We start from the raw sequence: 22,898 nt of genomic DNA, 5'->3' as shown, positions 1-22,898 counted from the left end.
CCGGCCCCGGCTCAGGGCCATCGGGTTCGGCGTCGGCTCAGCGGAAGCGACGCAGGCGCAGGCTGTTGCCGACGACGAACACCGAGGACGCCGCCATGGCGGCGCCGGCGATCATCGGGTTGAGCAGGCCGAGGGCGGCGAGCGGGATCGCCGCAATGTTGTAGGCGAACGCCCAGAACAGGTTTGCCTCGATGGTGCCGAGGGTCGCGCGGGCGAGCCGGATCGCCTGCGGCACCGACCTCAGGTCGCCGCGCACCAGGGTCAGGTCGCCGGCCTCGATCGCGGCGTCGGTGCCGGTACCCATCGCGAGGCCGACGTCGGCGGTGGCCAGGGCCGCGGCGTCGTTGACGCCGTCCCCGACCATCGCGACGGCGCGGCCCTCGCCCTGCAGTCGGGTGATCACGGCGGCCTTCTCGTCCGGCAGCACGCCTGCGATCACCCGCTCGATGCCGACCTCGGCCGCGACCCGCCGCGCGACCGCCTCGCCGTCGCCGGTGAGCAGGACCGGGGTCATCCCGAGCTCCCGCATCCGCGTGATCGCCTCGGCGCTGGAGGGTTTCACCGCGTCCGCGACGGTGATCGCGCCGCGCACCGCCCCACCCCACGACACCGCGACCGCGGTGTCACCGGAGGCGAACACCTCGGCCAGTTCCGGCGGCACCGGGTGTTCCGGCCTGCCGACCACGACCCGCAGGCCGTCGACGACGCCGACGACGCCACGGCCCGCGCGGTTCTCGAAGTCGGTCACCGCCGATGCCGTCCCGGCGGCGGCGATCGCCCGCGCCACCGGATGTTCCGAGGCGTACTCGACCGCGGCGGCCCGCGCCAGCACCCGGTCCGGATCCTCCCCGGCCGCGGCCACGACCCGGCCGACGGCCATCGCGCCCGTGGTGACGGTGCCGGTCTTGTCCAGGACGACGGTTTCGATGCGTTTGGTCTGCTCGAGGACCTCGGGTCCGCGAATCAGGATGCCGAGCTGCGCGCCGCGTCCGGTGCCGACGAGCAGCGCGGTCGGCGTGGCCAGCCCGAGTGCGCACGGGCACGCGACGATGAGCACGGCGACGGCGGCGGTGAACGCCTCGGTGGCGGCGTGCCCGGTGACCAGCCAGCCGGCGAGGGTGGCCGCGGCGAGCACCAGCACCACCGGCACGAACACCGCGGAGACCCGGTCCGCGAGCCGCGCGACGGCGGCCTTACCGTTCTGCGCCTCGGTGACGAGCCGGGCGATGTGCGCGAGCTGGGTGTCGGCGCCGACCTTCTCGGCCCGCACCACCAGGTGCCCGTCGGTGTTCACGGTGCCGCCGATCACGGCGTCACCCGCGGCGATGTCGACGGGGACCGATTCGCCGGTGATCGTGGCGGTGTCGAGGGCGGCGCGGCCGCGGACCACGACGCCGTCGGTGGCGACCTTCTCCCCCGGGCGGACCACGAACAGGTCGCCGACGGTCAAGCGGTCCACCGGGATCCGCGACTCCGTGCCGTCCGAGCCGAGCACCGCGACGTCCTTGGCCCCCACCTCGAGCAGGGACCGCAGCGCGGCGCCGGCGCGCCGTTTGGCCTTCGCCTCGGCGTACCGGCCCGCGAGCAGGAACACCGTCACCGCGGCCGCGACCTCGAGATAGAGCTGGCTGGACGGATCGTGGGCCCCGAGGCGCAGGGAGAACTCGTGGGTCATGCCGACGTGTCCGGCGGTGCCGAACAGCAGTGCCCACACCGACCATCCGTACGCGGCGAGGGTGCCGAGCGAGACGAGGGTGTCCATCGTCGACGCGCCGTGCCGGGCGTTGACCAGCGCAGCGCGGTGGAACGGGTAGCCGCCCCAGAACACGACCAGGGTGGTCAGCGCGAGGCACACCCACTGCCAGTGGTCGAACTGCAGCGCAGGCACCATCGACACCGCGACCACCGGCACCGCGGCGATCGCGGACACCAGCAGCCTCGGTCCGAGCGAATCGGAGTGCGCGGGAACCGGTTCCGGTTCGGCCGGCACTTCCGTCGCGGTGTAGCCGGCCGCTTCGACGGCCGCGACGAGGTCGCCGAGCGTCACCGTGTCCGGGTGGGTGACGTGTGCGCGTTCGGTGGCGAAGTTGACCGTCGCGGTGACCCCGTCGAGCTTGCCGAGCTTGCGTTCGATGCGGTTCGCGCAAGATGCACAGGTCATGCCGCCGATGTCGAGATCGACACCGGCGGCGGCCACCGAGACGTCGGTGCTCACGATGCCAGCTCGTAGCCCGCCTCTTCGACGGCCGCGGTCACCGCGGCCAGGTCGAGCGGCGCGTCACTCGTGACGTCGACCCGCCCGCTGTCGAGGTCGACGGCGACCGCGGTGACCCCGTCGATCTCCGAGAGCTCCTCGGTGACCGAGGCGACGCAGTGCCGGCAGGTCATTCCGGTGACGGTGTAGGTGCTCTGCACGGGTTTCTCCAGTTCTACGACTTCACGAGGCGGGCGATGGCGTCGGACGCCTCCTTGACCTTCGCGTCCGCCTCGGGCCCGCCCTTCCGTGCGGCCTCGACGACACAGTGCGAGAGGTGCTCGTCGAGCAGCTTGAGCGAAACGGACTGCAACGCACTGGTCACCGCGGACACCTGGGTGAGGATGTCGATGCAGTACCGGTCGTCGTCGACCATCCTCGAGATGCCCGCGACCTGTCCCTCGATGCGACGCAGCCGCTTGAGCAGGTTCTCCTTCTCGGGCGTGTATCCGTTCATGCCCCTAGGATACCCCCCTTGGGTACCACCTGTCAGTGTCGGCGCCGCCACACGTCGAGCAGAGCGAGGCCGGCCACGATCACCGCGGCACTCGCGGCGCCGATCCACGGCCCCGAGTAGTGCGTCGCCGTGAATGGCGGGGCACCGTCGACGACCGGCGCGAAGTCGGAGGTCGTCACCCCGCGCGTCCAGCACCAGACCGCGGCGACCGCTGCCACCACCGCCGTCACCACCGCCGCGGCGTCCCGAACCCGACCGGTCACGTTCCGCTCCCCTCGTCCCGACCCGCCGACCCGGCCGCGGCCTCCAGCGCCGCCCGCAGCCCGTCCCCGTCCCGCGCCCATGCCCGCACCAGGTCGCCGTCGGTCAGCCGCAACCCGATCCCGGTGCGGCGGCGCGGCACCCCGGACAGGTCGCCGAGCGCGCGTGCCGTCTCCCACGGCAGAAGATCCTCCGCGAAGGGATCCGCCGCAGGCAGCACCTCCGCGACGTCGGCGAGCGCGAGCGTCTCGGTGCCGCACCGCAGCACGGTGTCGGTGACCTCGACGCTCGCGTGCGTGCGCGCCGCCTTGATCTGCACCGCCACCAGGGCGGCGAGCACGAGCGCGAACAGCGTCAGCCCGAACACGTGCACCCCCACCCCGACGAACAGGTCGGCGACGAGGACGATCAGGCAGAGCGCCGGTCCCAGTGCCACCACGCGCCAGCGTCCGCCCGGTTCGGCGAACACGGCGTCAGCCACGAACGAACCAGTCGCGGCCGGACGGCAGGTACACCAGCACGGCGGCGACGACCATCCCGATGGCGGTCAGCAGCGTCGGCAGCTGACCGACGCCCGCCGCGACGGACACCAGCTGGATCGCCGCGTACACCCCGCACAGCGCGACCGCGGCACGGCGGAAGCGCGCATCGCCGGCACGGACCGGGCCGGCCAGGAACCCGATTCCCAGTCCGACCGCGACGGCCAGGCCACCGGAGCCGCGCAGCAGCGTCACGAGCGCGTCGACGTCGTCGGGGCTCGCGCCATTGGCGAGCAGCTGCTCGCGCACCGCGTCCCCGGACGCGGTCAGCGACAGCAGGCCGAAGAGCACGAGCAGCGCCGCGCACGCCAGCCACAGCCAGTAGGCGACCTCGACCGGACTCGGCCTGCTCCCCCGCTCCCCGTTCGATGTCATCGCGGCTGCACCCCGGGAAGGAAGTACCGGTTGGAGTCGCCGCGGTGCATCAGCACGATCGCCCCGACCGCGAGGACGGCCTGCAGGATGCCTGCACCACCCGCCACGATGACGGCGCCGCCGCCACCGGCACCGAGCCCGAACAGGGACGGGATCGCGACGAACACCATCATCACGCCGATCATCGTCACCAGCATGCGCGCCCAGTTGCGGCCCGCCCGCATCTTGTGGACGAACAGCAGATACAGCGCCGTCGCCCCGAGTCCGATCAGAGCGGTCAGGCCGAGCCCGACCACCAGCAGGGTCTGCGCGGTGTCCCGGCCGATCTGCACGGTCGCGTCCTGCGCCGCGACGTCGCGCAGCAGTTGGTCGACGTAGGTGTCGCGGTCGGCGTAGACGGAGAGCAGCGACGCGATCATGTTGACCAGCCCGAGCGCGGCGACCGCGTACAGCAACTGGAAGGCCGTGACGACGTCCACCGGCGGTTCCGGGCGCGGCGGGACCGGGGGCGGGCCGTACTGTGGCGCACCCTGCGGCGGCCCGTACTGTGGCTGACCCTGCGGCGGGCCGTACTGCGGCCGACCGGACCCGTCGGCCTGCCACGGCGTCCCGGGCTGCGCACCCTGCGGCTCAGATCCCTGCGGCTCAGATCCCTGCGGTGGAGGTCCCTGCGATGGCCACGAGCCCGGAGGCTGCGCAGTCACAGCCGGCCCGCCACTTCGGTGGCCCAGTACGTGAGCACGATGTCGGCGCCGGCCCGGCGGATGCTCAGCAGCGACTCCAGGATCGCGGCGTCACGGTCGATCCAGCCGTTCTGCGCGGCCGCGGTGATCATCGAGTACTCGCCCGAGATCTGGTAGGCGGCAACGGGAACCGTGGACATGTCGGCGACCTCGCGGAGCACGTCGAGGTAACTCATCGCGGGCTTGACCATGACGATGTCGGCGCCCTCCTCGAGGTCGAGGTCCACCTCGCGCAGCGACTCGCGGCGGTTCGCCGGGTCCTGCTGGTAGGTGCGCCGATCACCCTCGAGGGAGGATCCGACGGCCTCCCGGAAGGGGCCGTAGAACGCGGACGCGTACTTCGTCGCGTACGCCAGAATCCCGGTGTCGATGTGCCCGGCGTCGTCGAGACCCTCCCGGATCGCCGCGACCTGACCGTCCATCATCCCACTCGGACCGAGCAGATGCGCGCCCGATTCCGCTTGCGCCACAGCCATGTCCACGTACCGGGTGAGGGTCGCGTCGTTGTCGACGGTGCCGTCGGCGGTCACCACACCGCAGTGTCCGTGCGAGGTGAACTCGTCGAGGCAGGTGTCCGCCATCAGCACGGTCGAGTCGCCGAGTTCGTCGCGAAGCGCCCGCAGTCCCCGGTTGAGGATGCCGTCCGGGTCGGTCGCTCCCGAGCCACTCGCGTCCTTGTCCTCCGGCCGCGGAACGCCGAACAGCATCAGCCCGCCCACCCCGGCGTTCACCGCCTCGGTGGCGGCGACACGCAGCGAGTCGAGCGTGTGTTGGTACACGCCCGGCATCGACGTGATCTCACGCGGCGCGTCGACGCCGTCCGCCACGAACATCGGCAGTACCAGATGCCGTGGCTCCAGCGAGGTTTCGGCGACAAGCCGGCGCAGCGCCTTGGTGCTGCGCAGACGGCGTGGTCGTTCGGCCGGGAACAAAGAGGGGCCCTCCTTCGTCGGGCCTGTGAGTCCTTGCGGCCCGCCAGGGGCCACAAGGACTCACAGGTGCGTCAGCGCCTACGCGACTTCTTGCGCGGAGGAGGCAGCGCGCCCTCGGCACGCAGTCGCGCGGCGTGCTCGGCGAGTGCCTCGACCAGCGGACCGACCTGCGCCGTCTCCGGCTGCACGTCCACCCGCAGACCGAACTCGATGGCGGTCTCCGCCGTCTTCGGGCCGATGCACGCAACGATGGTGCGCGCGTGCGGCTTTCCGGCGATACCGACCAGATTCCGGACCGTCGACGAGGAGGTGAAGCACACCGCGTCGAAACCGCCCGTCTTGATCATCTCGCGGGTCTCGGCCGGCGGCGGCGCCGCCCGCACGGTCCGGTAGGCGGTCACGTCGTCGATCTCCCAGCCACGCTGACGCAGCCCCTCCGCGAGGGTCTCCGTGGCGATGTCCGCGCGCGGCAGCAGCACCCGGTTGACCGGGTCGAAAACGTCGTCGTACGGGGCGAACTCGGCCAGCAGGCCCTCCGAGGACTGCTCACCCGACGGCACCAGCTCCGGGTTGATGCCGAAGCTGCGCACCTTGTCGGCGGTGGCCTGCCCGACACACGCGATCTTCACGCCCGAGAACGCGCGGGCGTCCAGCCCGAACTCCTCGAACTTCTCCCACACCGCGCGGACCGCGTTGGTGGAGGTGAACACCACCCACTGGTAGCGGCCGTCGACCAGACCCTTGACGGCGCGCTCCATCTGCGCGGGGCTGCGCGGCGGCTCGACCGCTATCGTCGGGACCTCGATCGGGATCGCGCCGTGCGTGACCAGCCGATCGCTCATCTCCCCGGCCTGGTCCTTCGTGCGCGGCACCAGCACGGTCCAGCCGTACAGCGCCCGCGACTCCCACCACGACATCTTGTTGCGGTGAGTGACGACCTTGCCGACGGTGACGATCAGTGACCCGACCAGCTCCGAACCCGCCTCGTTCAGCGTCGCGAGGGTGGCCTCGACGGTGCGCTGCTGGCGGGTGGTGCCGCGGACGGTGATCGCGGCCGGGGTCTGCGGCGCCAGGCCATGCTCGACCAGTGCGCTCGCCGTCTCGGCCAGGTGGGCGGCGCTCGCGTGCAGGACCAGCGGTCCGGGCGCCGCGGCCAGCGCGGCCCAGTCCACCTCGCCGCGCACGTCGGCCTCGGTGTGCCCGGACCCGAGCGCCATGCCGGCGTAGCTCGGCACCGCGGACCCGGACGGCAGACCCGGCAGGATCTCGAACACGACCTGGGTGCGGGCGACGGCGTTGACCTCCGCGATCACCGAATCGGTGGTCAGCGGGTCGCCGGACACCAGGCGCACCACGTCGTGCCCGGCCTTCGCCTCGTGGACCAGGGTCTTTGCGACCTCGGCGGGCTCGCCGAGTGCCGGACGGACCTCGGAGATCGGGTTCTCCGGATCCTCCTCCACGCCCTTGACCCGCAGCGCGGTGCCGACCAGCGCGGTCACGCCCTTGTCGACGTCGGGGTCGGTGAAGGCGAGCGTCGCGTTGGCGAGGACGTCGCGGGCGCGGACCGTGAGCAGGGCGGGATCTCCAGGGCCCGATCCCACGAACAGGATCCGTCCGGGGGTGTTCTTTCGGACTCGGCTCATCGGTTGTTCTCCAGTGCGTTCAAGATGCCGGTGTTCGGGGGTGAAGCGTTGGGGGGTGTGGCGAGCGGATCGGTGCGCGGTGGTCGCGCGCACCGTTTCGCCCGCCGGGAGGTCGGATCAGTCATCGGCGGCACCGTCCTCGGCTTCGGCGGCGACCATCAGCTCGCGCGCACCGAGGTCGAGGAGTTCACGGGCGACCGCGCGCCCCAACTCCTCGGCGCGGTCCGGCGATCCGACGGCGGAGGCGCGGAGCGAGTCCGATCCGTCCACCGCGGCCGCGCATCCGCGCACCGACAGTTCCTCGATCACCCGGCCGTCGTCGTCCAGCGACTCGACGACCTCGGCGATCGCGCCGACCGGCGCGGTACAGCCCGCCTCGAGCTCCGCCAGCAGGGCCCGCTCGGCCACCACGGCCGCGCGGGTCGCGGCATCGTCCAGTTCGGCGAGCACCGCAGCGAGGTCGGGGTTGTCGGCCCGGCACTCGACGGCGAGCGCACCCTGCGACGGCGCGGGCAGCATCTGCACCGGCTCGATCGACTCGGTGATCGCGTCCAACCGCCCGATCCGGGACAGCCCGGCCCTGGCGATGACGATCGCGTCCAGCTCGCCGGACTCGACCTTGCCGAGGCGGGTGTCGATGTTGCCGCGCAGCGGCTGAATGTCCAGACCGAGGCCCAGTGCACGCAACTGCGCCCGGCGGCGCGGCGCGGACGTCCCGACCTTCGACCCCGGCGGCAACTCACCGAGGACGAGACCGTCGCGGGCGACCAGCGCGTCGCGCGGGTCCTCGCGGGGCGGCACGGCGGCGATCACCAGATCGGCGGGCTGCACGGTCGGCAGGTCCTTGTACGAGTGCACGGCGACGTCGACCTCGCCCGCGAGCAGGGCCTCACGCAGTTCCGCGACGAAGACCCCGACCCCGATGCGCTGCACCGGGCCTGCGGTCACGTCGCCCTTGGTCGTGATGATCACCAGCTCGGCGGGGTGCCCGGCCGCGATCAGGGCGTCGCGGACGGTCCCGGCCTGGGTGGTGGCGAGCAGGCTGCCGCGGGTGCCGATGCGCAGGGTCTTGCGGGGCGCGTCGGTGCCGGGCGTCCGGTCTCCGGGGAGGGGGGTGGTCACGTTCATTCCTGCATGCCCTTCCACCAGTTCACCGCATCCTCGTCACCGCGTCCGGCGGTGAAGTTGTCGGCGAGCTCGACCGCCCGGATCTCCATCGGGGCGGCGACCGCCTCGGCGCGTCCGGGCGCCAACTCGAACAGTTCACGCAGGGCGGCCGCGTAGGCGTCACCGCCGGGCGTCGTCGCGAGCTGCTTGATCCGCACGGTCGGGGCGTGCAGCAGCTTGTCGACCACGCGGCGCACGGTGCGGGCGACCTCGTCCCGCTGCGGGTCGTCGAGACCGGGCAGCCGCGACTCGAGCCGCATCAGTTCGCTCTCCACCACCTCGGCGGCGCGCTGACGCAGTGCCGTCACCGTGGGAGTGACCTCCGCGAGCCGCTGACCGGCCAGGTAGGTGGCGAGCTCGCCGGCGACGATCTCGCGCGCCGCGTCCGCATCGGCGGCCGCGGCGCCTGCACCCGGGTCGGCCTTCATGGTCGCGATGTCGAGGAGCGTGACCCCGGGCAACCCGGCGACGGCAGGCTCCACGTCCCGCGGCAGACCCAGATCGCAGATCACCAGCGGACGCTCGGCAGCGTTCCTCGACGCGAGCGCGATGTGCGCGTCGGCGAGGGTGACCACCGCGCCGACCGCGCCGGTACACGCCACCAGCACGTCCGCCTGGGTGAGCGCGGACGCCAGATCGGACAGGTCCACGACCGAGGCATCGACACCGGTCGCACGCACGGTGTCCGCGAGATGTTCGGCCCGCTCGCGGGTGCGGTTGGCGACGATCACCCGGCCGATGCCGTTCCGGGTCAGGTGCGCGACCGACAGACCACCCATCGACCCGGCACCGACGACCATCGCCGTCTTCCCGGTCAGCCCGTACTCGTCCGAGTCGCGACCGGCCAGGACCGTCGCCGCCCGGTCGAGCGCCACCGACACCACCGAGGCGCCTGCGCGGTCGATACCGGTCTCCGAGTGCACCCGCTTGCCGACCCGCAGCGCCTGCTGCGCGAGCTCGTGCAGCACCCGGCCGGCGGCCTTCTGCGTGTCGGACACCGCGTACGCGGTGCGGATCTGGCCGAGGATCTGCTGCTCCCCGATGACCATCGAGTCGAGACCGCTCGCCACCGCGAACAGGTGCTCTGCCGCGGCCTCGCTGTAGCGGACGTAGGCGTGCTTGGTGAGGTCGTTCAGGTCCAGGCCGGAATGCGCAGCGAGCATCTCGCCGACGTCGGCGAGCGCGCCGTGGAAGGCGTCGACGACGGCGTAGATCTCCACCCGGTTGCACGTCGAGACGATCATCGACTCCGACACGTGCGGGGAGGCCAGCAACTTGTCGATCAGCTTCGGCCGATCGGCGTCCGCGACGGCCACCCGCTCGAGGACGGAGACGGGAGCGCTTCGATGCGAAATCCCGACCAGGAGAACACTCACGGTGCGATCACCGATCCATTCTTTGTCGAACCCAGGTCTTTCGAAGTCGAACGTGCGGCGGCCCGCGGCGCCCGGCCCGCGAGACCCACCGCCGCCTTCGCGGCGTCGGCCTCGCTCCTGCGGGCACTGTTGAAGGACAGCACCTGCATCTCCACCGCGATGTCCACCCGGCGGAGCTCGACGTGCGCCGGAACCTCCAGCGGGGCGGACGCGAAACTCATGATGCACCGGACACCGGCGGCGACGAGGCCGTCACAGACCTGCTGCGCAACCTCGTCCGGGGTGGCGACGACGCCGATCGTCGCGTCGAGTTCACGGCACGCGACCTCGAGCTCCGCGACGTCGCGCACGGTCAAACCGTCGATGTCGACGCCGATCCGGTCCGCGCTGCGGTCGAACAGGCCGACCATCGTGAAACCGCGGCGACCGAATCCGCCGTAGCGGGCGAGTGCCTGCCCTAGGTTCCCCACCCCGACGAGCACCACGCGGTGCCCCTGGTCCAGCCCGAGCGCCGCCTCGATCCGGGCCCGCAGCCGGGTGACGTCGTAGCCGACACCGCGGACGCCGTTCGGGCCGAGGAAGGACAGGTCCTTGCGGAGCATCGCCGAGCCGACCCCGGACGCGGTCGCGAGTTCCTCGCTCGACACGATGAGAATGCCGTCGTCGGCCATCACCCCGAGCACCCGCAGGTACGTGGCGAGCCGGGTGACCGTGGCCTGCGGCAGGTCCTTCACGGTGCCCTGCGCCCGAGCGCCCGACGAGGCCGCCTCGGCACGAGTGGTCGCATCAGCCCCGGCGACGCCACGGGCGGAGAACCCATGCGACTGGTGCTGTTCGCTCACTTCGTTTGGCTCCTCGTCCGGCCATGCACACGACCGGAACTCAGTTTGATCCGGGGGGATGTTCCCACCCACGGTAACTGCTTGTGAAGCCATGCACAAAGTTGCTCAACCCGCCGCGACCTGCACAGCGACCGAAAGTCGGGGCGAGCCGTTCGCCCTCAGATTGTCAAATCCGAGCGCAGCCGAACCTCGTCGACCTCCCAGTAGCTGTGCTCACGACCATCGAGCAGCACCACGGGAAGACGGTCGCCGTACTCGGCCCGCAGTTCCGGATCACGGGCCGCCGCCTCGTCGACGTCGACGGTTTCGAGCGGAATGCCGAATTCCTCACACAACGGCACCAGCCGCTCGTGGGCCGCGACGCAGGAGCCGCAGCCGGCCCGGGTCAGGAGGGTGATGGTGTGCGTCGTGGCCGTCATGGCCACCACCCTGCCACCCGCGTCGCGCCGCTTCGGCGGCACCAGCGGAGACGGACATCACAGCGCCGCCGTTGCCCGGCCCGTCCGCCCGGTGCACCCTCGAATCGGGGGATAGGGTTACCCAGGATTGCCAACCACAGGAGGTGCGAGTGCCTGGGCTGACAGGGCCGACCGGTGCGGGAATGGGTGCCGGCTGGTCGCGCGTGCGGCGCCGTGGGCGTAACCCGCTGGGACCGACCGACGCGCAGCTGCGCGCGAACCTGGCCGGCGAGGCCAGCGCCGACGCCGCCCTCGCCCTGCACGAGGCCGACACCGCCGTCGACCTCGGTGTGACCGGCCCCACCGACGAGTCCGCGATCCCCCGCGACCTGACCGCCGCCGCGTTCTTCGACGTCGACAACACGATGGTCCAGGGCGCATCGATCATCCACTTCGCTCGCGGTCTCGCGGCCCGCAAGTACATCTCCCTCGGCGACATGGCCGGATTCGCCTGGCAGCAGCTCAAGTTCCGGGTCACGGGCAAGGAGAACAGCGACGACGTCGCGTCCGGCAAGGAGAAGGCACTCGCGTTCATCGCCGGCCGCGAGACCGCGGAGTTCACCCGGCTCGGCGAGGAGATCTACGACCAGCTCATCGCCGACAAGATCTGGCCGGGCACCCGCGCGCTCGCACAGATGCACCTCGATGCCGGCCAGCAGGTCTGGCTCGTCACTGCCACGCCCGTCGAACTCGCACAGGTGATCGCCAAGCGCCTCGGCCTGACCGGTGCGCTCGGCACCGTCGTCGAGTCCGAGGACGGCAAGTTCACCGGCCGGCTCGTCGGCGACATCCTGCACGGCGCGGGCAAGGCGCACGCGGTGCGCACCCTCGCCGTGCGCGAGGGCCTGAACCTCAAGCGGTGCACCGCCTACTCGGACAGCCACAACGACGTCCCGATGCTGTCACTGGTCGGCACGGCCGTCGCGATCAACCCGGACGCCGACCTGAAGGAGGTCGCACGCAACCGGGGCTGGGAGATCCGCGACTACCGCACGGGGCGCAAGGCCGCGAAGATCGGTGTCCCGACCGCCCTCGTCCTCGGTGCGGCAGGCGGCGCGCTGGCCGCGGTCGTCAGCCGCCGCAGGCACTGACGTGCCCGAACAACGGGCGGCTCCGCTGCGCTAACCCGCGGACGGAACCGCTGCGCTAACCCAGGAAGACGTTCCGGCGCTGCGCGAGCAGCCGGTAGAGGGTCTGCTGGATCGTTTCGCGGACGTGGTCGGTGAGTTCGAACATCACCATCGGATCCTCGGCGTCCGCGTGGTCGTAGGTGTCGGTGCGGATCGGTTCCCCGAACTCGATGTACCACTTCGACGGCAGCGGGATCATCCCGAGCGGTCCCAGGTGCGGGAAGAACGGCGTCACCGGGAAGTACGGCATGCCGAGCAGCCGCGCGAGCGACTTGAGTTCGCCGATCTTCGGGTAGATCTCCTCCGAGCCGACGATCGAGCACGGCACGATCGGGACACCGGCGCGCAGCGCGGCCGACACGAACCCGCCGCGACCGAACCGCTGCAGCTTGTACCGCTCGCTGAACGGCTTGCCGATGCCCTTGAACCCCTCCGGGAACACCGCGGCGACCTCGCCGCCGCGCAGCAGTCGCTCGGCGTCGGGGTTGCAGGCGAGGGTGTGCCCCGCCTTGCGGGCGACGGTGCCGATGACCGGCATCTCGAAAGCCAGGTCCGCGGCGAGCATCCGCAGCGGACGATGCGCCGGGTGGTGGTCGAACATGGCGACCGAGGTCATCAGTCCGTCGATCGGCACGACACCGGCGTGGTTCGCGACCACCAGCACGCCGCCCTCGTCGGGCACGTTCTCGATGCCCCGCACCTCGACCCGGAACCACGAGTCGAACAGCGGACGCAGCAGCGGCAGCCAGATGTTCTCCGCGAAGTGCGGGTCGTACCCGAAGTCGTCGACCTGGTAGTCGCCCGTCAGCCTGCGCCGGATGAACTCGGCCGTCGCCACGACCTGATCCGCCACCAGATCGCGGGCCGCATCCCGCAACGACCCGGTCAGCGACCCGGACGCGGAAGGGGTCGGTTCCGCGGCGTGCGACGGGAACAGCTCGGTCGGATCGGACGGTTCGAGCCGCGACGTCCGGGTGGAGCCACGGGCGGCGCGGGCGGCGCGGGCGGCGTCACCACGTAGTGGAATGACCTTGGCGACCTCGTTCATCGTGCTCCTTCACCGACGCCGACCATGTGCTGGATTCCTGTCTCCACCGACCTCAGCCACTCCTTGCTCACCAGTGGCCGGTTCGCCGCGCCACCGATCATGTCGTCGAGTGCCTGCAGTGTCGTCCACCGCGGTTCGAATCCGAGTTCGGTGCGCATCCGGGTGGTGTCGAGTCCGCACCCGAAGTGGAAGTAGTCGAGCTGTTCCCTGGTGAAGCCGCGGAGCCCGGCGCCAGGGAGCATCCGGCCGATGGAACCGAGCAGCGGGAACGGCATCGGGACCTCGACGCCGCCGGCCCGGCGGATCGCCTGGGTGAGCATCACCACCCCGTCACCGGCGATGTTGAAGGTGCCCGCCGGTCCGGCGAGGGTGGCCCGTTCGAGGGCGGCGAGCGCGTCCTCCTCGTGCAGCAGCTGCATCCGGGGGTCCCGGCCCAGGACCGTCGGCACCACCGGCGACTGCAGGTACCGGGCCACCGACCCGTGCAGGTTCGGCCCGATCAGTGGCGCCATCCGCAGCAGTGAGACCGCGATCTCCGGCCGCCTGCGTCCGAGCCCGCGGGCGTAGCCCTCGACCTCGATGCTGTCGCGCGCGTATCCCCCGCTCGGGGGCTTCCGGGCGCTCATCTCCTCGCTGAACTTCGCCGGGTCCTTCGCGCTGCTGCCGTAGACGGCGGCCGACGACCGGACCACCACCTTGCGGACGTCCGGCGACTTCTGGCAGGCGGCGAACAGCTGCATCGCGCCGAGGATGTTCATGTCCTTCATCGCGGTACGACTACCCGACTTGGGCGGCTTGACCATCGTGGAGGCGAGCACGACCGTGTCCACTCGCGCGCCGCGCAGCACCTTGCCGATCAGCGGGTTGCGGATGTCGGCGCGGACGAACTCGGCCCGGCCCATCCGGCGCAACATGTCCTTCGTCGGAGATTTCGAGTCGACGGCGATGACGCGTTCGACGGCGGGGTCCTGCGCCAGCCTCGCCACGAGGTATCCGCCGAGGAACCGGCTGGCTCCGGTGACCAGCACCACCGATGGGGGCTGCACCCCGCGATCACCTGCCACGACCACCCCTGCCCGTGTTTCGAAGCCGTCACCGATCGGTCACCGTCGAGCGTAGCGGGTTCGGGCGGCGCCGTTCAAAAACTTAACGAGCTCGAAACCGCCCGTCTGCCAGGTGTTTTGACAGACTCCGAAACTAGTTCGAAATGGTCGGACGACCGACTCACGAAATGCCCGATTCGTCCCGGGGCAACCCCGAATGCACGCGATGCCCGCCACCGAAGAAACGGTGGCGGGCATCGAGTTCGACCCACGACAGTGGCGAGCCCCGCTCGAAACTCGAGCGGACTACTTGCCGAGTTTCCGACGCTGCACGCGAGTCCTACGAAGCAGCTTGCGGTGCTTCTTCTTCGACATGCGCTTGCGTCGCTTCTTGATCACTGAACCCATGGCGGGAGTTCCTCACGTTCTTCTCTAGCGTTCCTGCGCACGCCGGTGACGTACGTGCGTTCGGTTGGCGCAAACCAACCTGGCGCTGTGGCCTCGTAGCCGTAAGCCCAGCGCCTGACGACACCCGGCTGGCTGGCACGACGAGTAGTCATCGTACCGGGGCGCCGCGGGCGGATCGAAACCGGACTGTCAGCCGGCGTCGAAGTAGGACGTTTCCAGGTAGTCGTGCACGGCCTTCGCGTGCACCCGGAACGACCTTCCGACCCGTACGGCGGGTAGTTCCCCGCTGTGCACCAGTCGGTACACCGTCATTTTCGACACGCGCATCAACGCCGCCACCTCGGCAACGGTGAGGAATTGTGTGCCGCCCAGGACGGGTTGATTCTCCGCACCCGATCCCTTCGACTTGTCTGTGGACACCATTTGCATACCTCCGGCACGTGTCGCGCCGCCGGCTTCCCCTCCGGCGGAACAGACACGCACGTGCTGCCCCGAGCTTAACGGGACAGGTGGGGTTACTGCGACGGGTGTGAGGTATCGGATTTCATTCCGGACCAGCACCGAGTTCCGCGGAACGTCGCTTCGCAGCGGCCAGCGCGTCGTTGAACGCGGTCCGCAGGCCACCCCGCTCCAGCTCCCGGACGCCGGCCGCAGTCGTCCCACCGGGCGACGTGACGTCGGCGCGCAGCTCGTTCGCGGTACTGCCCGACCCGTCGAGCATGGCCGCCGATCCGACCATCGTCTGGACGACGAGTTCGGTGGCGACGGCCCGGGTGAGCCCGAGTCCGACTCCCCCCTCGATCATCGCCTCGGCCACGAGGAAGAGGTACGCGGGACCGGAACCGGACACCGCGGTGACGGCGTCGAGCTGCGACTCGGAGACGGTGACGACCTTGCCGACCGCACCGAGGAGCTCGCGAACCTGCTCGAGGTGTTCCGCGGTGGCGTAGCGACCCGCGGCGATGGCGCTGACGCCCTCGCCGACGAGCATCGGCGTGTTCGGCATGACCCGCACGACGGGGAACCCGGCAGGCAGCTTGCTCTCGTAGCGGGCGGTCGGGATCCCCGCGGCCAGCGTGACGACCAGCTGCTCGACGTCGCCGTCGAGGTCGATGGAGCCGAGCTCGGTCATCACGGCGTCGACGTCGGCGGGCTTGACCGCGATCACCACGACGTGGGCACCGTCGGCGGCGTCCGCCACGGTGGTGGTCCGGATGCCGTACTGCCCGGCCAGTTCCTGCGCGCGGGGCGGGTACTGCTCGGCGACGACCAGGTCCTTGGGTGCGTGGCCCGCCTTCACCAGGCCCGCGATCAGGGCCTCGCCGATCCTGCCGCCACCCATCACTGCGATTCTCGTCATGACCGAAAGCCTGCCATGCACGGCTCGGGCGAAACCCGTCAGCCCTGCCCGGCCGTCAGAGCTTGGGGATCATCGCGAGCTGGCGGCTCTGCACGACCACCTGCCCGCTGGAGTCGAGCACCAGGTGGTCCTCCTCGAACCAGGTGTCCCCGATCACCTGCGCGCTGGCCATCACGCGCAGCCAGCCCGGGGCCGGGCGGCGGCGCAGGTAGGTGGTCAGCTGGACGGTCGGGGCCCAGCCGAACATGCCGCGGTTCATCGTCACCGGGGCACTGATGTCACCGAGCATGATCGCGAACAGTGCGGCGGTGTCCGCATCGGCCTCGTCCTCGGCCAGCGGGCGCGCCCACATCCGGTTCACCGGGTCACCCCGCTCGCCGGTCAGGAACCGCGCGGCGGTCGGGTCGACCCGCAGGTCGCATCCCTTGGCCACGTGCACGATCTCGGCCATCGGGTGGCCGTCGGTGATGACCGCCGAGTCCGCGGTCGGCTCGGCGGGCAACGCGTCGAGGGCGAGCGGCTCCCGATGCCGGGGCTCGGCGGTGTCGGGCACGCCGAGGGTCACGGCCGCCGAGACCGCGACCCGGTCCCCCTGCAGCAGGTCCACGTCCACCAGGCAGACCTGACGGCCACGCTTGCGGACGGTGGTCACCAGCCGGACGTCGCCGGGGTCCGGTGCGGCGAGGTAGTTCGCACTGACCGCGACCGGCTGCATCGCGGTCGCGCCGTCCGCGGCGCCACGGACGGCATCGCGGGCGGCCGCAGCGCAGACCGCCATCATGCAACCGCCGTGCACCTTGGGCCCGATCGTCCAGATCGGGTCGATGTGCGCCCCGTACGCGCCCTCGCCGAGATCGGTGAGGGCGGTCAACTCGGTGAACGGCCGGGTGGAGGTGAGGGTCTTGACCTCGGTCATCTGTTGTCCTTACGTGCGTGTTCGGTGGTGGGGCCCGCGACATCACCGCGGCGGACCGCGAGATTCTCACCGCGGCGGGCCGCGAGATTCTCACCGCGGCGGGCCGAGATGTCCTGGTGGGCGAGCCTGCGCATCGCGGCGATCACGGGTTCGTAGACGGCCGTTCCGAGGACGGCGTACTCGACGGCGCGCTGCGGGGAGTCCGTCGGCATCAGCGCGAGGTCGAGTTCGGCGATGCCCCGGATGTGCTTGCCGTAGGCGTCGAGGCGTTCGTCGGTCATCGGGATGCCGACGTTCTCCACGGCCTCGAGGGCCCGTTCGAGTTGGTCGACGGCGGGGTAGCCCGGGTCGTAGACCTGCCCGAGCCGTTCGAGTGTCCGGCGGGCACGGGGGTGGTCGGTCCGTGGCGGTCCGTCGGGGTAGGGCGGGAGAATCGCGATGGCGTGGCCGATGGTGTCGCGCACGTCGTCGCCGGGTTCCTCGATCAGGTCGACGATGCGGCGGATCTTGTGAATCGGGAGGCCGGCGCCGGCGAGGGCCTTGATCAGGGCGAGTCGGTGCAGGTGTTCGTCGCCGTAGTCGGCCTGGGTGGCGCTGGTCGCCGTGCCGGGCATGAGGACGTGTTCGCGCAGGTAGTACTTGATCGTCGCGAGTGGCACCCCGGAGCGGGCGACGAGTTCCGACATGCGCACGGGTACCTCCTCGAATGATTCTGTCGTCGTTCGGGTCAACCCTTGACGCGAACCGATTGGATACCAATACTATCCAATACTGGATATCGATACTATCCAATCCCGTCCGAAAGCACTTCTCCGACCCGAGGAGCCAGTGATGGACCCAGTTCTCGCCCTCGTCACCGGTATCACCCTGCTCACCGTCGTGGGTATCGCCTTCGGCGGCACCTTCATGCTCCGGGTGGTGACCGGAGCCCACGGCGCGAACGACCTGCAGAAGACGATGTTCCGAGCCGGGCACGCGCACGCCGGCGTCCTGGTCACCCTCGGTCTCGTGGTCGCATTGCTCACCCGGGCCGCCGGAGTCGGCAGCGGGTGGTCGACGTTCGGCGCCGTCCTGGTGCTCAGCGCCGCGATCTTCGTCCCCGCCGGATTCTTCCTGTCCGTCCTCGGCACCGACCCGGAACGCCCGAACGGCTGGATGCGCTCGGTGTGGGCCGGCTTCGCCGTCCTCGTCGCCGGACTGATCGTGTCCGGAGTGGCGACGATCACCGCGGCCGTCGCGGCCCTCTGACCCGCCCCTACCGGGCGAGGTGTTCGCGGGCGAACGCCAGCGACTGCGCCAGCATCGACTTGCGTTCGGCCCGGGTGCGCGCGTTCTGGGTGTTGACCTCGAGCACCGCGTGACCGTCGAACTCGGACGCCGCGAGCGACCGGCAAAGCTCCGCGCACGGCTGGTTGCCGTGCCCAGGGATCAGGTGCTCGTCGGCGGAGGCGCCTCGCCCGTCGGCCAGGTGCAGGTGGGTGAGCCCACCGCCCATGCGGCCGGCGAGCGCGAACGCGTCCATCCCGGCGGTCGCGGTGTGTGACAGGTCGAGCGTGTAGTGCTCGTGCCCGACATCGGTCGGGTCGAAGGAGGGCGCGAACACCGACACTCCCGGTCCCGGACCGCCGCGCCTCTCGAGCCGCTCGGCCGACTTCGATTTCGCACCCCAGAAGCGGTCCGCCCGCATCGGGAACATGTTCTCCACTGCGACGGTCGCGCCGCTGCGCTGCTCGAGGTCACCCACCTGGTCCGCGAACCCGTCCGCGTACCGGCGCTGCCAGCGGAACGGCGGATGCACCACCACGGTCCGGGCGCCGAGGGTCTCCGCGGCGCGGACGGACCGCTCGAGCTTGGCGACGGGATCGGCACCCCAGACTCGCTGCGAGATCAGCAGGCAGGGGGCGTGCACGGCCAGCACCGGGACCGCGTACTTGCGCACCAGACGCTTGACCGCGGCCATGTCCTGGCTGACCGACTCCGCCCATACCATCAGCTCCACACCGTCGTAGCCGAGTTCGGCTGCGAACTCGAACGCCGACTCGGTGTTCTGTGGGTAGACCGACGCCGTCGACAATCCGACGAGGATCCGGTGGGCCCGACCCGCGGGCCGGTGACCCGGCCCGCCGCTTCCCGCCACGGCCGTCAGCTCGAACTGAGCACGAACACGAGCGGGCCGATCGTGACGAACACGCCGACGATCACCGCGATGAGCAGGCTCAGCAGGTCCTCGGTCTGCCGCAGGATGCGGACGACCGCGACCAGCCCCGCGATCACCAGCACCGCCAGCACCAGGGCGACCCACGGCAGCGAGTCCCAGAGCTTCTCGAAGCCCTTGAACAGCAGGGCGCCCGCGACGATCGCAACGACGGCCTGACCGGCAAGCATCGCCCACTGGCGGACCGCACCGCCGGCAGGAGCCTTGTCGGCCGACGTTGCGTCCGCGCGGTCCGCACGAACCGCCCCGTCGGTGGCCTTCGTGTCGGTGGCCTTCGTGTCGGTGGCCTTCGCGGCGGCGCCCGTCGCGGCGGACGTCACCTCGGTGGCCTCGGCCGGGTCCGGGGTGTCGACGACGCGCGGGGACTCACCGGTCGTGTGGACCAGCGCTCGTGCCTCGTCGATGGACTCGGTGCGCGCGCTGCGCGCCTGACGCAGCAGATCCGCTTCGAGGCTGGAGCCGGACAGCAACGCGGGCTCGCGGACCGCGGGCGTCCCGTTGAACGGCTTGAACTTCGGTTCGGCCGAGGGCTCCACCTTCGCGGCCGGTGCCGTCGAGGGCTGAACCGTCGCGGCGGGCGCGGTCGGGGGCTGGACCTTCGCGGCCGGCGCGGTCGCGGGGGGCTCGGGTCGGGACGCGCGACCGGCGTCGGGCACAACCGTGGTCTTCTCGGCTTCGGATGCCGTGTCGACCACGGCTGCCTTCCCGGCCGTTGTTGGGGTCACCGCGGCGGTCTTCGTCGGCGAGGGTGTGGTCGCGGCGGCTTTCGCCGGCGCGGCCGGGGTCGACGGCGCGCTGTCTTTTGCTGCCCGGTCGGCGGCGGCCTTTCGATCGGCGTCCGCCTTGGCGAGCACGGCCCGCCGCAGCGCGGGGATCGACTGGGTGCGGTCGATCGTCGGTTCCACGCCGGCAGCTGTCGGCAACACCGGCGCCTTCGCCTCCGGCGCCTTGATCTCGGGCACCTTGATCTCCGGTGCCTTCACCTCCGGCACCTTCACCTCGGGCACCTTCGCCTCGGGGGCCTTCGTCTCCGGGGCGCTGATCTCGGGCGCCTTCACCGGGACGTCCGGCTGCGCCGGAGTGACAGCGGCGCCCACGGCCGGCGTACCGGTTGCCTCGTCGTCCGTGTCGGGCGCGGCGCGACGGTTGCGCGGCGGGAGCGTGCCGTCGGACAGGACCGGCAGCTCGCCGGTCAGTTCCGCGACGCTGATCCCACCCGCGGCGCCGCGGCGCCGGCGACCGCCGCGCGACTCGACCTGCTGGCCGTTGCGGGCGAGCAGCTCGGCCACGGAGATCTGGCCGGTGTTCTCGCTCTGCTCGCTCATCGCGCCACCACCAGTTCGCCACCCATGTCCGTGTCCAGTTTGCGCAGGATCAGACCCTCGCGCAGCGCCCAGGGGCAGATCTCCAACTCGTCCACCGACAGTGCCCGCATGCTCGCCTCCGCAATCAGTGCACCGGCCACGATCTGCTGCGACCGGTCCGAGCTCACACCCTCCAACTCAGCGCGGTCCGACGCCGTCATCCGGGAGATGAACGCAATCAGCTGACGCAAACCGCTCGCGGTCAGTGTCCTCCGAACCCGCGGTCCTGCAGCGGAAGGCGCGGCCCCGGTGAGTCGCGCGAGAGACCGGAACGTCTTCGAGGTTCCGACCACCCGGTCGGGGACGCCCGACGCTCGCAGTTCCTTGGCCGGTTCCACGAGTTCGGCGTCGAGCCAGTCCCTCAGCACCGCGATCCGCCGTTTGCCGGGCGGGTCGGACTGCAGCCAGTCCCGGGTCAGTCGTCCCGCGCCGAGTTGCAGCGAGAACGCGACGTCCGGGTCCTCGTCGCCACCCGCGGTCAACTCCAGCGAGCCGCCACCGATGTCGAAGTTCAGGATGTGGCCGGCGCTCCAGCCGAACCAGCGGCGCACCGCCAGGAAGGTCAACCGCGCCTCGTCGACACCGGAGAGCACCTCCAGGTTCACGCCGGTCTCGGCGCGGACCCGGGCGAGCACCGCTTCCGAATTGTTGGCGTCCCGGACCGCGGACGTCGCGAACGCCATCAGCTCGCCGCATCCGGATGTCGCCGCGATGGACGCGAAATCAGCGACCGCCGCGACCAGCCGATCCGCGCCGACGACGGTGATGTCGCCTGCGTCGTCGGTGTTCTCGGCGAGCCGCAGCGTCGCCTTCGTCGAACTCATCGGGGTCGGATGCGCACCCCTGTGCGCATCGACCACCAGAAGGTGGACGGTGTTGCTTCCGACGTCGAGTACCCCTAACCGCACGTGACCACGGTACTGGGTCTACCGTCTGGCACTGTGACAGCAGGCGCCGCCCCGTACTCCTTCAAGATGACGCCCACCCCCGAGGTGGACCTCGACTTCCCGCGCGAATGGATCGAGTTCCTCGACCCGGCGAACCCCGAACACGTGATCGTCGCCGACCTGACCTGGCTGCTTTCCCGCTGGACGTGCGTGTTCGGCACCCCCGCATGCCAGGGCACCGTCGAGGGCCGCCCCGACGACGGCTGCTGCTCGCACGGCGCGTTCCTGTCCGACGAGGAGGACCGCGAGAAACTCGACCGCTGCGTGAGCATGCTCACTCCCGCGGACTGGCAGTTCATGGACAAGGGACTCGGCAAGAAGGGATATGTCGAGGAGGACGACCTCGACGACGAGCCCGCGGTCCGGACGCGGCGGTACAAGGGTGCGTGCATCTTCCTGAACCGGCCGGGATTCGACGGCGGCATCGGATGCGCGTTCCACCTGATGGCGATGCGCAACGGCATCGAGCCGTTGGAGGTCAAGCCGGACGTGTGCTGGCAGCTGCCGATTCGCCGCACCCAGGAGTGGGTGGACCGTCCCGACGGCGAGCAGGTCCTCAAGACCACGATCACCGAATACGACCGCCGTGGTTGGGGCGAGGGCGGCGCGGACCTGCACTGGTACTGCTCGGGGTCGCCGGATGCCCACGTCGGGACCAAGCCCGTGTGGCAGTCCTACGGCCCGGAGCTGACGGAACTGCTCGGTGCGCCCGCCTACGAGGAGCTGGTCAAGCACTGCCGTCGGCGCGCCGGTCTGGGGCTGATCGCGGTGCACCCGGCGACCACCGCGGCGCGGGACGCGAAGGCCGCCTCCCGGCTGCCCCGGCCGGCGACCGAGGCCTGACCGGGCCGCACCGCAAGATCACCGAACGTAACGGTCGGTCTGCGCGTTCCCGATTACCGATCAGGAGGGTGCGCCTGCCCCTCCCTCCGGTAGGAGGACGCTCATGCTCACTCGCACCCTGGCCACAGCCGCACTGGTCGTCGGAACCGCGCTGTCCCTTGCGCCGGGCGCGTCGGCCGATGCGGCCGACGACCCGTACGGCTTCAACGCGGTTCGCGACCGAACCGACTACTTCGTCGCCCCACTCGATCCGAGCGCATTGTTCGGCGCCAACACCTACAAGCCGCTCATCCTGAGCCCGTACGGCGCCACGCGCAAGATCGAGTGTCGAGGCGACGGCCACTACGTCCAGATCCACGAGTGCAGGCAGTACGACGCGAACGGCGCCCCGCACGACCTCCGCCTTCTCGCCAACCCGATCCGCCCGCTCTACCTGTACATCTGAGTCCGGAATGGGTTCCCGCCCGGCGGCGGCCCGGCTTCGGGATCGTCCCCACGCGGGTCGCCTCTGAAAGCGGGTGGCCGCCCGGATGGGCGGCCACGTCGCGCGCTCGGCGCCCTGACCCGGTCGACTGAC

General features: G+C 71.0%; 27 protein-coding genes. 4 read left to right on the top strand and 23 right to left on the bottom strand.

Features of this window, described 5'->3' with window-relative positions; all coding sequences use genetic code 11:
* Positions 1 to 37 precede the first annotated feature (37 nt).
* From ACWDUM_RS23740 to ACWDUM_RS23680, 13 genes are all read right to left on the bottom strand, one after another.
* A complete protein-coding gene (locus ACWDUM_RS23740) occupies positions 38 to 2,215 on the bottom strand; it encodes a heavy metal translocating P-type ATPase (RefSeq protein WP_450135872.1) in 2,178 nt (725 codons plus the stop codon).
* On the bottom strand, positions 2,212 to 2,388 hold the full coding sequence (locus ACWDUM_RS23735; protein ID WP_450115479.1) for a heavy-metal-associated domain-containing protein: 177 nt from the start codon (positions 2,386 to 2,388) through the stop codon (positions 2,212 to 2,214). The genes ACWDUM_RS23740 and ACWDUM_RS23735 overlap by 4 nt, the downstream gene beginning before the upstream one ends.
* A 41-nt stretch (positions 2,389 to 2,429) precedes the next feature.
* Positions 2,430 to 2,711, bottom strand: a complete 282-nt coding sequence (locus tag ACWDUM_RS23730; protein WP_450115451.1) for a metal-sensitive transcriptional regulator — start codon at positions 2,709 to 2,711, stop codon at positions 2,430 to 2,432.
* Positions 2,712 to 2,743: 32 nt separating this feature from the next.
* Positions 2,744 to 2,974, bottom strand: a complete 231-nt coding sequence (locus ACWDUM_RS23725) for a hypothetical protein (protein ID WP_450135871.1) — start codon at positions 2,972 to 2,974, stop codon at positions 2,744 to 2,746.
* Positions 2,971 to 3,453 (bottom strand): hypothetical protein, encoded by a 483-nt coding sequence (locus tag ACWDUM_RS23720; RefSeq protein WP_450135870.1) that lies wholly within the window; start codon positions 3,451 to 3,453, stop codon positions 2,971 to 2,973. Before ACWDUM_RS23720 ends, ACWDUM_RS23725 begins: the two co-directional genes overlap by 4 nt.
* On the bottom strand, positions 3,446 to 3,886 hold the full coding sequence (locus ACWDUM_RS23715; protein ID WP_450135869.1) for a hypothetical protein: 441 nt from the start codon (positions 3,884 to 3,886) through the stop codon (positions 3,446 to 3,448). Before ACWDUM_RS23715 ends, ACWDUM_RS23720 begins: the two co-directional genes overlap by 8 nt.
* Positions 3,883 to 4,365 carry a hypothetical protein gene (locus ACWDUM_RS23710; RefSeq protein WP_450115455.1) on the bottom strand — a complete coding sequence of 161 codons (483 nt, stop codon included), beginning with the start codon at positions 4,363 to 4,365 and terminating at the stop codon, positions 3,883 to 3,885. The genes ACWDUM_RS23715 and ACWDUM_RS23710 overlap by 4 nt, the downstream gene beginning before the upstream one ends.
* A 221-nt stretch (positions 4,366 to 4,586) precedes the next feature.
* Positions 4,587 to 5,561 (bottom strand): porphobilinogen synthase, encoded by a 975-nt coding sequence (gene hemB / locus ACWDUM_RS23705; RefSeq protein ID WP_450135868.1) that lies wholly within the window; start codon positions 5,559 to 5,561, stop codon positions 4,587 to 4,589.
* Positions 5,562 to 5,632: 71 nt separating this feature from the next.
* Positions 5,633 to 7,204, bottom strand: a complete 1,572-nt coding sequence (locus tag ACWDUM_RS23700) for a uroporphyrinogen-III synthase (protein ID WP_450115457.1) — start codon at positions 7,202 to 7,204, stop codon at positions 5,633 to 5,635.
* A 117-nt stretch (positions 7,205 to 7,321) separates the two neighbouring features.
* A complete protein-coding gene (gene hemC, locus ACWDUM_RS23695) occupies positions 7,322 to 8,332 on the bottom strand; it encodes a hydroxymethylbilane synthase (protein ID WP_450115458.1) in 1,011 nt (336 codons plus the stop codon).
* The gene (locus tag ACWDUM_RS23690; protein ID WP_450135867.1) at positions 8,329 to 9,747 is read right to left on the bottom strand and encodes a glutamyl-tRNA reductase; all 1,419 of its coding nucleotides are present in this window, start codon (positions 9,745 to 9,747) and stop codon (positions 8,329 to 8,331) included. The genes hemC and ACWDUM_RS23690 overlap by 4 nt, the downstream gene beginning before the upstream one ends.
* Complete coding sequence (locus ACWDUM_RS23685) at positions 9,744 to 10,589, bottom strand: redox-sensing transcriptional repressor Rex (RefSeq protein ID WP_450135866.1); 846 nt, start codon at positions 10,587 to 10,589, stop codon at positions 9,744 to 9,746. The genes ACWDUM_RS23690 and ACWDUM_RS23685 overlap by 4 nt, the downstream gene beginning before the upstream one ends.
* Positions 10,590 to 10,747: 158 nt before the next feature.
* Entirely contained in the window at positions 10,748 to 11,008 is a 261-nt protein-coding gene (locus ACWDUM_RS23680) for a glutaredoxin family protein (protein WP_450115461.1), read from the bottom strand.
* Positions 11,009 to 11,190: 182 nt separating this feature from the next.
* On the opposite strand from ACWDUM_RS23680, the gene ACWDUM_RS23675 reads away from it, so the two are divergent.
* Entirely contained in the window at positions 11,191 to 12,138 is a 948-nt protein-coding gene (locus ACWDUM_RS23675; RefSeq protein ID WP_450115480.1) for an HAD family hydrolase, read from the top strand.
* Positions 12,139 to 12,193: 55 nt separating this feature from the next.
* Here ACWDUM_RS23675 and ACWDUM_RS23670 read toward each other — a convergent pair whose 3' ends face one another.
* The 7 genes from ACWDUM_RS23670 to ACWDUM_RS23640 form a co-directional block, all read right to left on the bottom strand.
* Positions 12,194 to 13,225, bottom strand: a complete 1,032-nt coding sequence (locus tag ACWDUM_RS23670; protein WP_450115462.1) for a lysophospholipid acyltransferase family protein — start codon at positions 13,223 to 13,225, stop codon at positions 12,194 to 12,196.
* Positions 13,222 to 14,295: an NAD-dependent epimerase/dehydratase family protein gene (locus ACWDUM_RS23665; RefSeq protein WP_450135865.1), complete on the bottom strand. Its 1,074-nt coding sequence runs from the start codon at positions 14,293 to 14,295 to the stop codon at positions 13,222 to 13,224. Before ACWDUM_RS23665 ends, ACWDUM_RS23670 begins: the two co-directional genes overlap by 4 nt.
* Before the next feature lie 279 nt (positions 14,296 to 14,574).
* Positions 14,575 to 14,676, bottom strand: a complete 102-nt coding sequence (locus ACWDUM_RS23660; protein WP_003402602.1) for a 30S ribosomal protein bS22 — start codon at positions 14,674 to 14,676, stop codon at positions 14,575 to 14,577.
* 189 nt (positions 14,677 to 14,865) lie between these two features.
* Positions 14,866 to 15,099, bottom strand: coding sequence for a helix-turn-helix domain-containing protein (locus ACWDUM_RS23655; protein WP_450115464.1), 234 nt, complete (start codon positions 15,097 to 15,099; stop codon positions 14,866 to 14,868).
* 121 nt (positions 15,100 to 15,220) lie between these two features.
* Positions 15,221 to 16,036 (bottom strand): pyrroline-5-carboxylate reductase, encoded by an 816-nt coding sequence (proC, locus tag ACWDUM_RS23650; RefSeq protein WP_450135864.1) that lies wholly within the window; start codon positions 16,034 to 16,036, stop codon positions 15,221 to 15,223.
* Between the two features lie 55 nt (positions 16,037 to 16,091).
* Complete coding sequence (locus ACWDUM_RS23645; protein ID WP_450135863.1) at positions 16,092 to 16,952, bottom strand: thioesterase family protein; 861 nt, start codon at positions 16,950 to 16,952, stop codon at positions 16,092 to 16,094.
* On the bottom strand, positions 16,949 to 17,644 hold the full coding sequence (locus ACWDUM_RS23640; RefSeq protein ID WP_450135862.1) for a MerR family transcriptional regulator: 696 nt from the start codon (positions 17,642 to 17,644) through the stop codon (positions 16,949 to 16,951). Before ACWDUM_RS23640 ends, ACWDUM_RS23645 begins: the two co-directional genes overlap by 4 nt.
* Positions 17,645 to 17,783: 139 nt before the next feature.
* Here ACWDUM_RS23640 and ACWDUM_RS23635 point away from each other — a divergent pair, with 139 nt between their 5' ends.
* Positions 17,784 to 18,200 (top strand): hypothetical protein, encoded by a 417-nt coding sequence (locus ACWDUM_RS23635; protein WP_450135861.1) that lies wholly within the window; start codon positions 17,784 to 17,786, stop codon positions 18,198 to 18,200.
* A 7-nt stretch (positions 18,201 to 18,207) separates the two neighbouring features.
* Here ACWDUM_RS23635 and ACWDUM_RS23630 read toward each other — a convergent pair whose 3' ends face one another.
* The 3 genes from ACWDUM_RS23630 to ACWDUM_RS23620 are packed head-to-tail and all read right to left on the bottom strand — an operon-like array spanning position 18,208 to position 21,439.
* Positions 18,208 to 19,089 carry a sugar phosphate isomerase/epimerase family protein gene (locus tag ACWDUM_RS23630; RefSeq protein ID WP_450115469.1) on the bottom strand — a complete coding sequence of 294 codons (882 nt, stop codon included), beginning with the start codon at positions 19,087 to 19,089 and terminating at the stop codon, positions 18,208 to 18,210.
* Positions 19,090 to 19,094: 5 nt separating this feature from the next.
* A complete protein-coding gene (locus ACWDUM_RS23625) occupies positions 19,095 to 20,492 on the bottom strand; it encodes a hypothetical protein (protein WP_450135860.1) in 1,398 nt (465 codons plus the stop codon).
* A complete protein-coding gene (locus ACWDUM_RS23620; protein ID WP_450115471.1) occupies positions 20,489 to 21,439 on the bottom strand; it encodes a Ppx/GppA phosphatase family protein in 951 nt (316 codons plus the stop codon). Before ACWDUM_RS23620 ends, ACWDUM_RS23625 begins: the two co-directional genes overlap by 4 nt.
* A 66-nt stretch (positions 21,440 to 21,505) precedes the next feature.
* Between ACWDUM_RS23620 and ACWDUM_RS23615 the strand changes: the two genes are divergently transcribed.
* Together ACWDUM_RS23615 and ACWDUM_RS23610 are read left to right on the top strand one after the other, a co-directional pair.
* Positions 21,506 to 22,321: a hypothetical protein gene (locus ACWDUM_RS23615; protein ID WP_450136030.1), complete on the top strand. Its 816-nt coding sequence runs from the start codon at positions 21,506 to 21,508 to the stop codon at positions 22,319 to 22,321.
* A 103-nt stretch (positions 22,322 to 22,424) separates the two neighbouring features.
* Complete coding sequence (locus ACWDUM_RS23610; protein WP_450135859.1) at positions 22,425 to 22,766, top strand: hypothetical protein; 342 nt, start codon at positions 22,425 to 22,427, stop codon at positions 22,764 to 22,766.
* Positions 22,767 to 22,898: the final 132 nt, after the last annotated feature.

The sequence above is a fragment of the Rhodococcus sp. NPDC003322 genome, from assembly GCF_053589555.1.
The sequence above is the reverse complement of the archived record's forward strand: the minus strand, read 5'-3'. Positions and strand labels throughout refer to the sequence as shown.